Origin of the sequence: Natronococcus occultus SP4 (genome assembly GCF_000328685.1) — an archaeon.
Lineage (GTDB): Archaea > Halobacteriota > Halobacteria > Halobacteriales > Natrialbaceae > Natronococcus > Natronococcus occultus.
In genome coordinates, this window is sequence record NC_019974.1 from 4,003,222 (window position 1) to 4,013,216 (window position 9,995).

At 64.5% G+C, this 9,995-nt stretch carries 10 protein-coding genes; 4 read left to right on the forward strand and 6 right to left on the reverse strand.

Features of this window, described 5'->3' with window-relative positions; all coding sequences use genetic code 11:
- Positions 1-34: 34 nt before the first annotated feature.
- Positions 35-1,042 carry a metal ABC transporter substrate-binding protein gene (locus tag NATOC_RS19440; protein ID WP_015323194.1) on the reverse strand — a complete coding sequence of 336 codons (1,008 nt, stop codon included), beginning with the start codon at positions 1,040-1,042 and terminating at the stop codon, positions 35-37.
- A 442-nt stretch (positions 1,043-1,484) separates the two neighbouring features.
- Here NATOC_RS19440 and NATOC_RS19445 point away from each other — a divergent pair, with 442 nt between their 5' ends.
- Positions 1,485-2,060, forward strand: a complete 576-nt coding sequence (locus NATOC_RS19445) for a DUF1684 domain-containing protein (RefSeq protein ID WP_015323195.1) — start codon at positions 1,485-1,487, stop codon at positions 2,058-2,060.
- A 187-nt stretch (positions 2,061-2,247) separates the two neighbouring features.
- Here the strand turns inward: NATOC_RS19445 and NATOC_RS19450 are convergent, their stop codons facing one another.
- Positions 2,248-2,928, reverse strand: a complete 681-nt coding sequence (locus NATOC_RS19450) for a class I SAM-dependent methyltransferase (protein ID WP_015323196.1) — start codon at positions 2,926-2,928, stop codon at positions 2,248-2,250.
- Positions 2,929-3,166: 238 nt separating this feature from the next.
- Here NATOC_RS19450 and NATOC_RS19455 point away from each other — a divergent pair, with 238 nt between their 5' ends.
- From NATOC_RS19455 to NATOC_RS19465, 3 genes are all read left to right on the forward strand, one after another.
- Positions 3,167-4,369: an extracellular solute-binding protein gene (locus NATOC_RS19455; RefSeq protein WP_015323197.1), complete on the forward strand. Its 1,203-nt coding sequence runs from the start codon at positions 3,167-3,169 to the stop codon at positions 4,367-4,369.
- Between the two features lie 140 nt (positions 4,370-4,509).
- A complete protein-coding gene (locus tag NATOC_RS19460) occupies positions 4,510-6,114 on the forward strand; it encodes an ABC transporter permease (RefSeq protein ID WP_015323198.1) in 1,605 nt (534 codons plus the stop codon).
- Between the two features lie 137 nt (positions 6,115-6,251).
- Positions 6,252-6,830 (forward strand): DUF7090 family protein, encoded by a 579-nt coding sequence (locus tag NATOC_RS19465; protein ID WP_015323199.1) that lies wholly within the window; start codon positions 6,252-6,254, stop codon positions 6,828-6,830.
- On the opposite strand, the gene NATOC_RS19470 is transcribed toward NATOC_RS19465, so the two are convergent.
- From NATOC_RS19470 to NATOC_RS19485, 4 genes are all read right to left on the reverse strand, one after another.
- Positions 6,827-7,609 (reverse strand): DUF7089 family protein, encoded by a 783-nt coding sequence (locus NATOC_RS19470; RefSeq protein WP_015323200.1) that lies wholly within the window; start codon positions 7,607-7,609, stop codon positions 6,827-6,829. The two genes, NATOC_RS19465 and NATOC_RS19470, sit on opposite strands and share 4 nt — an antisense overlap.
- 246 nt (positions 7,610-7,855) lie before the next feature.
- Positions 7,856-8,854 (reverse strand): OapC/ArvC family zinc-ribbon domain-containing protein, encoded by a 999-nt coding sequence (locus NATOC_RS19475; RefSeq protein WP_015323202.1) that lies wholly within the window; start codon positions 8,852-8,854, stop codon positions 7,856-7,858.
- Entirely contained in the window at positions 8,854-9,255 is a 402-nt protein-coding gene (locus NATOC_RS19480; protein WP_015323203.1) for a DUF2073 domain-containing protein, read from the reverse strand. Before NATOC_RS19480 ends, NATOC_RS19475 begins: the two co-directional genes overlap by 1 nt.
- A 6-nt stretch (positions 9,256-9,261) precedes the next feature.
- Positions 9,262-9,900, reverse strand: coding sequence for an Era-like GTP-binding protein (locus NATOC_RS19485; protein WP_015323204.1), 639 nt, complete (start codon positions 9,898-9,900; stop codon positions 9,262-9,264).
- Positions 9,901-9,995: the final 95 nt, after the last annotated feature.

Below are 9,995 nucleotides of genomic sequence, written 5' to 3' on the forward strand. Positions count from 1 at the left end.
TTGGGCTATCCAAATCTTTCGAGACTGCTAACTCTTATGCTGCCTGGAGGGCTCGCTCGAGCGACGGGAAGTTGATCTCCTGATAGTGGGCGACATACCCCCAGTCGGACTCCATCTCGACGTCCCCGACCTCCGTGGTTTCGTCGAGTTGCGTCTCCACCGGCGAGAGCGGGAGCACCTCCGCGCCCGTCTCGTCGGCGATCGATTCGGCGAGGTGGGCTGGCTCGCCGACGTCGTAGAGGACGTGCTCGATATCGTACTCCTCGATGTGGTTTTCGACCTCCTCGATGTCCTGTGCGGACGCCTCTCCATCCGGCGACGTGCCGATCGGAGAGTAGACGTCGATGTCGTACCGGCGGTGCCACCACTGGAAGGAATCGTGGGTGCCGATGACGATTTCGTCGAGGGTCGCGCGCTCGACCAACTCCTCGAACTCCTCGTGGATCTCCTCGAGCTCCTCGCTGAAATCGGTCGCGTTATCGTCGTACTCGTCGGCGTGGTCGGGATCGAGCTCCGCGAAGCCGGCGGCGATGTTGTCGACGCCGTTCTGACACTCGACGGGGTCCATCCACCAGTGTTCGTCGTCGTCTTCGGCGGGGCTGTCGAAGAACTCGATCCCCGATGAGGCGTCGATGACGGCGACGCTGTCGTCGTCCTCGAGCTCCGCGACGGCGTCGTCCATCCAGCCGGCGAACTCCCGCATATAAACGAACGCGTCGGCCTCGTCGATCTCCTCGACGATCCCCGGCCCGGGTTCGTAGTCGTGGCCGTGCTCGCCGGTCGGAACCAGATCGACGGCGTTCACGTGATCGCCGCCAACCTCCCGTGTGAAGTCCCAGAGCGCCGGCGTTCCGGCGGCGACGGTGTACGTGTCGTCTCCGTCGTCTTCGCTTGCTATATCGTCGTCGCCGTCGACACCGTTACCGTCCTGGGGATCCTCGTCGAGACAGCCCGCGATACCCGCGGCGAGCGTTCCGACCCCCGCAGCGAGGACCGTCCGACGCGTAGAGCGGGGCTGAGTAGTCCTCGAGAGATCTGTCATCAGCTCGTATTCCGCCACACCAATTAAAATAGTTTGTGCTTCTACACAGATTATTAGACGTGGCTAATCATCTCGGTCCGGACCAGAGTACAGCGTACTTACTCGAGGGACCACCCCCGGAAGGGCACGCTGGCTGTCTGGTTAGCCGTGGTGTCGGAGCTTCGGCTCCTGGCCCGGTCTGGACGTGACCAATCGACTTCGGGAGGGAGGTAACAACTGGACTGGCGACACCCGGATCTGCAGCTCGCGGGCCACTCCGTTCCCCGTTCGCCATCCCCTGTTCCTCGCTCACGCTGTTCCGTCCGAACTGCGCTTCCCCCGTGCGATCAAGCGCATGAACTGGCTGTCAGCGGCGACTATCGTTCGCGGGGTTATCGTTCGCGGGGTTAGTTTCCCGTCTGTCAAACGCAACGCCTTCCAGTCTCGCTGCTCAACCGACGGTATGAGCGATTCCATCGACGTCGACGAGTGGCGCGCGGAGCTCGAATCCAAGCGCGCCGAGAAGGACGACTTCTTCGCCGAACATCCCCAGTCGCCGGTGCCGCCCGAGGACCGCGAGGAGTTCGAGGGACTGGACTACTTCGATCCCGATCCGACCTACCGGGTGACCGCGACCGTAACCGCCCACGACGATCCGGAGGTCGTCCTGATGGACACCACGGCGGGCCGAGAGATGCGCTACCTCCGGGCTGTAACCCTCGAGTTCGAGTTAGATCGCGAGGACGACGACCTCGAGGACGGAACCTTCGAGCTGGCGGCCTACCAGCTCGAGAGCCCGAACGAGGAGCCGTACTTCGTCCCGTTCCGGGACAAGACGACGGGCCAGCAGACCTACGAAGGCGGGCGATATATGGAACTGGCCGCGGACCGGGACCTCGAGACCGGCGACGAGTTAGTCGTCGACTTCAACATCGCGTACACGCCGTTCTGTGCCTACAGCGAGACGTTCGACTGCCCGCTGCCGCCGGAGGAGAACTGGCTCGAGGTGACGATTCCGGCCGGCGAGCGATTCGAGTAGCGTTCCGCTGCGGATCGGTCGGTGTCGTTCTCGTCCGTACCGTCACGTCCGATCGGCGTTTCGGCAGTCGCCTCGTTGTCGCTGGCCGCCGTCCCGGAAGAAGAGCTACCGTCCCGAGTAGAAAACCGAGGGACCGACGAACGCTCGAGTGGAAATCAAGGGGTTCGGCCGGAGCGTCGACCCGAAATCAGGGGGCGACCCCGACCGTGAGCAAGGTGCCGTACTCCCGGTAGCGCTCGACCATCGCCTCGCGGGTGTCCCAGTCCTCGAGCGGGAACTCCGCCTCGCTGGGGATGGCGATCTCCCGGTCGGGGATGTTGTCCTGTTCGGCGACCGAGAGCCCCACCGCGCGGAACGCCTCGCGGTACTGGTCGCGGTCCCAGCGGGTCATCTCCACGTCGATGTTGTCCTGCCACTCGTGGGAGTGGACGTTCTCCTCGTAGTAGTTGACAGCGCAGTAGAACGTGCCGCCCGGTCGGAGGAGCCGCGCGATCTCCTCGAGTGTCTCGTGGGGGTCGGCGGCGTAGTAGAACGCCTCCATCGACCAGACGTGGTCGATCGAGTTCTCCGCAAAGGGGAGGGAACCGAAGTCGCCGACGACGTAGCCGACCTGGCCGTCCTCGGTGTAGCTCGCGGCGTTGCGGGCCATCTCGGGCGAGCCATCGAGTCCGTAGATCCGCCCGGCGTCCTTGGTATCTCGCAGTGCACGGCCGGCGTAGCCGCTGCCACAGCCCAGATCGAGGACGACGTCGCCCGGTTCGACGGGCATCCGCGCGAGCGCGTGTTTGGCGGTGTGCCAGTGGCGCTCCTCCATTCCCTTGTCCCGACCGCTCGTAGCCCACTCGTCGAACTCTTCGCGTACGCTCATACCCACCCTATTCCGCCAGAAGGTCAAAACGGGTTCGGCTCCGGTCCCGGACGACGGGAGCGACCGACAAGCTCTTTAGGCTTCCCTAAAAAGATTCGCTCGGAGAGGTTTAGGTCGGCCGAAATCCGTGGGCATCGGACGAGGGCCGAACGGGAAGCGGTAGCTATCCCGGCCTCTCGATCGTTCTCTCGGGAACAATCGGAAGGTATTAATGTTTTAGGTCGACCTAAAACTAGATATGCAACAGCGCGACGATGACGACAGTTCGGACCGAACCGCAACCGGTCGCCGACCGCTCCTCGCCACCGCGGGAGCCTCCGTCGCTGGACTCGCGGGACTGGCGGGGTGCCTCGGTGAGGACGGTGACGACGGAAACGGTGACGACGGCGGCGATAGCGCGGTCGCGAGCGCCGAACCCCTGGGAGAGGCGGTCGACTCCGAGGCCGTCTCCTGGGACGACCTCGGTGATCTCGAGGGTGAGCTGACGATCTACTCCGGACGAACCCGAGACCAGATCGATCCCGTCTTCGTCGAGCTCGAAGAGGAGTACGACGGACTGACGCTCAACATCGACTACGACGACAACGACGTCCAGGTCAACCAGATCCTGCAGGAGGGTGACGCGGTCGCTGCCGACCTGATGTACTCCCAGGACCCGGGTGCGCTGGCCGAACTCGAGCGCGAGGACGCCGTCCAGCAGCTTCCCGAGGACGTCGTCGACGCGGTTCCCGAGAGCTACCGCGAGCCCGACGGCTACTGGACCGGCGTTACGGGTCGCGTACGTTCGATCCAGTACAACAGCGAGCGACTCGCCGAGGAAACCGAGTTCGAGGACGGCGACGATCTGCCGACGGATATCTTCGAGTTCGCCGAGGACCCCCGTTTCGAGGGGATCATCTCGACGCGACCCAACTCCGGAACCTTCCGCGGGTTCATCCAGGCGATGGTCGAACTCGAGGGCGAAGAAGAGACCCGCGAGTGGGTCCGCGCGATGGTCGAGGATCAGGACGCACAGCTCTTCTCGGGCGGGTCGGATCAGGCGGAAGCCGTCAACAGAGGAGGTGACGGCGACCCGATCGTCGCGCTCGGAAACAGCTACTACGCTGCCCGGATCCTCAACGAGGACTCCGGCGCCCCGATCAGAGCAACGTTCACGGAGAACGACCCCGGCTGTCTGTTCAGCGTCGCGGGCGTTGGTGTGATGAACGACGTCGAAGACCCCGAACTCGTCGCGGAGTTCGTTCGTCACCTGCTGGCCGCCGAGGGCCAGGAGTTCATGATGGACGCCAACGGCGAGTACCCCGTCGTCGAGGGCGTCGACTACGTCGGCCCGCTGCCCGACCTCGAGGAGATCAACCCGCCGGAGTTCGACCTCAGCGACTTCGACATGGAGCTCCAGGAAGCTCAGGACCTCCTCACCGAGGAAGGGATGACCGTCTGACGCCGTTCGAACGGCAGGCGCCCCGAGACGCCCGATATCGTCCTTCCCAACCCTCGGGAACGCTTCGGGGGATTTAGGAGCGCCTAGCTCCAACGGCCGATTACGTCCGCGGCTCCGGCGGACCGAGCAGACGATTTCCAATGAAACTCACCGATCTCGATTCTTCACGGCCGCTCGAGTCGATCCGGGAGCGACTCGAGAACACCGATCGTCCGAGGATAGCCCTGGCGCTGTCGAGTGCCATCGTCGCGTTCCTCGTCGTCTCCCCGATGTTCTGGCTGTTCTGGCAGGCGACGACGGTCGAGCCGACACGCGCGTACGACCTCCTCGTCTCTTCGCAAACGGCCCGGATCACGATCAACAGCATCGCTTTGATGGTGCTCGTCACGGTGTTTTCGATCCTGCTTGGCGTTCCGCTCGCCATATTGACGACGAGAACGGACCTCCCGTACCCTCGACTCTGGACCATCGTCGCCGCACTCCCGCTCGTGATTCCGAGCTACATCGGCGCGATCGCGTTCGCCGGCATGTTCGGGCCTGGTGGCGAGGTCGATACGCTCCTGGGGACGACGATCCCGCGCATCGACGGGCTCTCGGGAGCGATACTGATTATCACGCTGTACACCTACCCCTACGTCTTCCTGACGACCCGCGCGGCGTTGCTGTCGATGGACGACTCGCTGGTCGACGCCGCGCGCACGCTCAACGCGAGTCCTTTCGAGGCGTTCCGACGGGTTACGTTCCCGCAGATCAGACCAGGAATCGCCGCTGGTGCCCTGCTCGCTGCCCTCTATGCCGTCTCTGACTTCGGGACGCCGGCGTTCATGCAGGCCGACGTCTTCACGAGCACGATCTACTGGGAGTTCAGCGGCTTCGCCGTCGAGTACGCCGCCCTGCTCGCACTCCAGTTGATCGCGATCGTCGCCATCGTGCTGGTCATCGAGGCCGGCATCGGTCGTGACGAGGACGTAAGCGGCGGGGCGGGCAAGGGTGCGACCATCCGTCTCGGCCGCTGGAAGTGGCCCGCAATGGGCTTTGTCTCCCTGATCGGCGTGCTCACGCTCGTCGTTCCGGTCGCGATCTTTACGAACTGGCTGTTCCGCAGCGAGGGCGATCCGATCCCCTCGCTGGAGTTCCAGTGGGAGTTCGCGTTCAACTCGGTCTATCTGGCCCTGCTTGCCGCGCTGGTCGCGTGTCTGTTCGCCCTGCCGGTCGCGTACTACTCCGGGCGGTCGAACTCGCTTCTCTCACGGATCCTCGAGCGGGCAACCTACGTCGGGTTCGCCGTCCCTGGCGTCGTCATCGGGCTCGCGCTCGTCTTCCTCGGCACCAGGACTCTGCCCTCGTTCTACCGGGAGGGTGTTGCCCTGCTCGTGTTCGCGTACGTCGTTCGCTTCCTCCCGCAGGCGGTCGGCACCGTTCGGTCCTCGGTGCTCCAGATCGACGACAAGACCATCGAGGCCGCCCGCACGCTCAACGCGGGCTGGTTCGAGACGTTCCGCCGGGTTACGCTGCCGCTGATCACGCCCGGGCTGATCGCCGGAGGCGTCCTCGTGTTTCTGACGACGATGAAGGAACTGCCCGTGACGTTGATGCTCCAGCCTGTCGGAATGGACACGCTCGTCTCGATCATCTGGGGGGCACAGGACGCGCTGGCCTACCGGTACGCGGCCGTCCCCGCCCTTCTGCTGGTGGTGATCTCCGGGTTCTCGATGCTCGTCCTCCTGCGTCAGGAGGACGTTTGATCGTCGGGAGTCCGCGGTCGAGCACCGGAACGTGACCGAACGATCCTTCGTTTCGACTCGAAAACGGTGACGGCGTCGCGTGCTGTCGAGCGACACATCCTCAGTATTAAGTCGATTCCGGCAATTGGTCACGCAGTATGGAGTACGAACTGGCGATCGAGGGGACACCCGAAACGGTCCCCGGGGGAACCGGCATCCTTCTGTTGCACCCAAGCACCGGTGAGACCGACCGCATCGACACCGACTTTCTCAAGACCGACACCGACAACTTTCTGGTCGTCTCGACCCGAACGACCGCTCGCGAAGCCAGACAGAAACTCGAATACTACGACGTCGACGAGAACCGCGCCGAGATTCTGGACACCCTGAGCATCGAGCGGGGCTACTCCCGGCGAACCAGCGACACGGTCCACTACGTCGCCGCACCCGACGACGTCGACGGTATCGTCGACCACATCGACGGCTTCCTCTCGGATCACGACGGGAAGCTCCGGCTCAGCTTCGATTCGGTCACCGAACTCGCCTACTACGCCGGCGAGGAACAGGCCCTCGGAGCCGCCGAGCGCATTCTCGAACTGCTCGAGGAACACGACGCCGTCGGGCTGTTCCACCTCTCTGAGGACCCACACGACGAGGAACTCGTCGACCAGTTCCGCGACCTGTTCGACGGCACGATCGATCTCGACGAGGACGGCGGCATCGAGGCGACGTTCTAGTCCTCGAGGGCGTCGAACGTCTTTTCGGCCCACGTTACCGCGTAGTCCGGTCCGTGATCCCGGTAGGCGTCGGTATCGAGCGCGGCGAACGGTGCCGGCAGCTCGAGGCCGTGTTTGATCGCGGCACACGCCAGCTCGGTCGCGTCCGCGAAGTCGGTCTCGCCGCGGGCGACGGCCCCCGGCAGTCCGGACACTCGCTCCTCAAGTCGACTCCCCGCGTCCCGCCAGGCGTCGGCCAGCTCCGGATGGCCGTCGTCCCACGCGGCGAACGCCTCGCGTGTCTGAAGTCCCTTCCAGCCGTCGTACAGCGCCGCGGCGACCTGGTAGGTGTCGGCCGGATCGAGCGCCGTCGCCCGGTCGAGCGACCGGTACTCGTCCTCGAAAAAGCCCAGAAACTGTTCCGGAACGCCGAGTCCGACCTCGACGAGCGCTTCCGCGAGCAGGAATTCGATGAACGATTCGGGCGATCCCTCGACGCGGGGTTTGACGACGATCGTCGGCGGATCGGTCTGGCGGGTCCAGGCGATGCTGCCGTCGCCGGGCATCCCGACGGTGAAGTCACCGCTCGCGTAGCGGGCGAGCAGCTCCGGGACGTCCTCGGGGAGCCACGCGGCCGGGTACGTCGCCGGCTCGAGCGAATCCACGAGTAGGCCGAGCTCTTCGGCCTGGGACGGGGGGAGCGTCTCGAAGTCCCGCTCGCAGTCGACGACGACGGCGTCGGGGGCGTGTTCCTCCCGGACCGCCGCCACCGGGCTCGAGAGCTCTCGAGCGGTGAACATCAGACGAGAACGGTCTGAAAGATGATCAGTGCTGACAGCAGCCCCGACGCGGCGATCGTCGCGAGGACGGACTTGGTTGCAGTACTCATGTGCGGAGGCTATCGGTCGCGTCGCTTAAATCCATCTGTCTCGGTCCGCAGCCACCGGGGTCAGCTGAGCTCGATATCTCGAGGAGGGAAGATCGGTAGTTTGGACTCAGACGATCTAGAAATCGAACGAACGTTGCTACCGCGAGGACGCTCCGGTTCACTCGTCGGCGTCGTCGTGCCAAGATTCCGGGACGTCGATGACGTAGCGGCCGTCTTCCTGGAGCGAAATGATGTACTCGTCGCGGTTGTACAGCTCCATAAGATTGAGCTCGTACTGGCCCGGTCGGAGGATCTTGATGCTCTCGAACTGCTCGTTGAGTTCGGCCCGGAGCTCCTCGATCGAGGGCTGTTCGCCGGAGGGTTCGCTGACGACCCGGCCGTTCTCCGGCGTCCGTTCGCGCTTGCCGTCCTCGATCGGATCGACATCGGTGATTGGGTCTCCCGATTCGGCCGCGTTCGAACCCGACGGAAGATCGTCGGTGGGGACGATCTCGCTGCGGGCGCTTGCCTGCGCCGAGTCCTCCGACTCCGCCATCGTCGCCGTCTCGTGGTCTCTGGCGCCGTCGACGTCCGATCGAGGGGCCGTCGTCTCCCCCGGCGACTGCGTGGCCGGCGCGTTCGAGGCCGAGGACGGGGCCGATCGGTCGTCGGCGTCGGTCGGACGGTCGCTGGACGAGTCGGAGCGGTCCTCGGGACGACGGGCCGTATCGGGCCACTCCCTGAACGACTCGTCGTCGCCGCTCTCCTCGTCGCGACCGACGGTCGGTTTGCGGTCGCGGTCCCAGTCGGCACCCGTTCCGTCTCGATCCGGAGACTGCTGGGCGTCCGAATCGGCTTCGGTCGGCCCGGACGCCGACGGGCCGGCCTCGGCCGCGGACTCGCTCGGAGGCGTCGACTCCGTCGTTCCGTCGGCCGATCCGGACGAGACCCAGCCTCGAACGGTGTCGGCGGCGCGGGACGCGACGCCATCGGAACCCGTCTCCGAGTCCGTCGATCCCGGGGGTTCGGGTCCGTCGTCACCAGAAGCGCCGGAGCTGGCGCTTCCGGTGTCGGGCGTGAACTGGAACTTGTTCCCGCCACAGTCCGGACAGCCCGACAACATCTCCTTCGAGCCGTCCGGAAACGTGTGGCCGCAGTTCGTGCACTGATGCGGCATTAGTTACGGGACACGAGCGCGCTGATCAGCGTTTCGTCCTTGTGAAGCGTCTCGATCTGGTTGGCCGGACCGATCACCGTCAGCTTCGCGGCCGACTCGTTCGACCCCATGAGCCGACCGAGCAGCGAGGAGTCTTTCGTCTCCGATTTGGGGTAGGTCTCGATCTCGATCCCGTTGAAGCCGGCGTCGGGACTGATTTCGGCCATCGTCATTTCGATGAGTTTGCTCTCCTCGTCGGGAGTGAGCCCCTCCTCGAGGATGACGATATTGCCGTCGTGGACGCCGTCGAGGATCATCCGGATCTTCTCCGTCGAGGCCAGCGACTCCATTCGCTCGCCGCTGATGAGGTCGATCTGTACGCCGTTGTCGTCGGGGTCGTCCGGGTTGGTTGCTTTAGGCACGAGTGCTCACCCGAAGTACTCCGCGATGTTGTCGTAGACCTCGTCCATGTTCTCGCCCTCCTTCGCGGAGAGGGGGACCGTCTTGTGCTGGGGGAACGCGTCCTCGATCCGCTTGACACTCGCCTCGTCGAGGTCGATCTTGTTCGCGAAGATGAGAACCGGCAGATCCCGGGACTCGATGATCCCGATCAGCATCGTGTTGACCTGCGTGATCGGATCCTCCGCGCTGTCGAGGACGTAGATGACGCCGTCGACGTCCTCGCGAAGCCAGTGCATCGCCTCGGCGACGCCCTCGGTGGCCTCGCGGGAGCGACGGATCGCGTCCTCCTCTTCCATCTCGTCAGTAAACTCCTCGTAGTCGACCTTCGTCGTCACGCCGGGCGTGTCGACGATGTCGATCGAGACCGACTGGCCGTTGCGTTCGATCTCGACGTCCTCTTTCCGGCGTGCGCGGCGTGTTTCGTGTGGAACGTGGCTCTCCGTTCCGACCGCGTCGCCGGTCCAGTCGCGAGCGATTCGGTTCGCGAGCGTCGTCTTTCCAGCGTTGGGCGGTCCGTAGATACCGATTCGTTTGGGCGTTTCGTCGGTAAACAACCGATCCGTAACCCGGGAGATACTATCTTTGAGTCCTGTTAACAATCCCATCCTTGGGCCCTCCAGCACCGCGAAGTGCGTCTGCGCGTACTACTAACTGAATTCACTTAAGCCTACGTCAGACGTGTAGAGTATCCGAGCTCTGA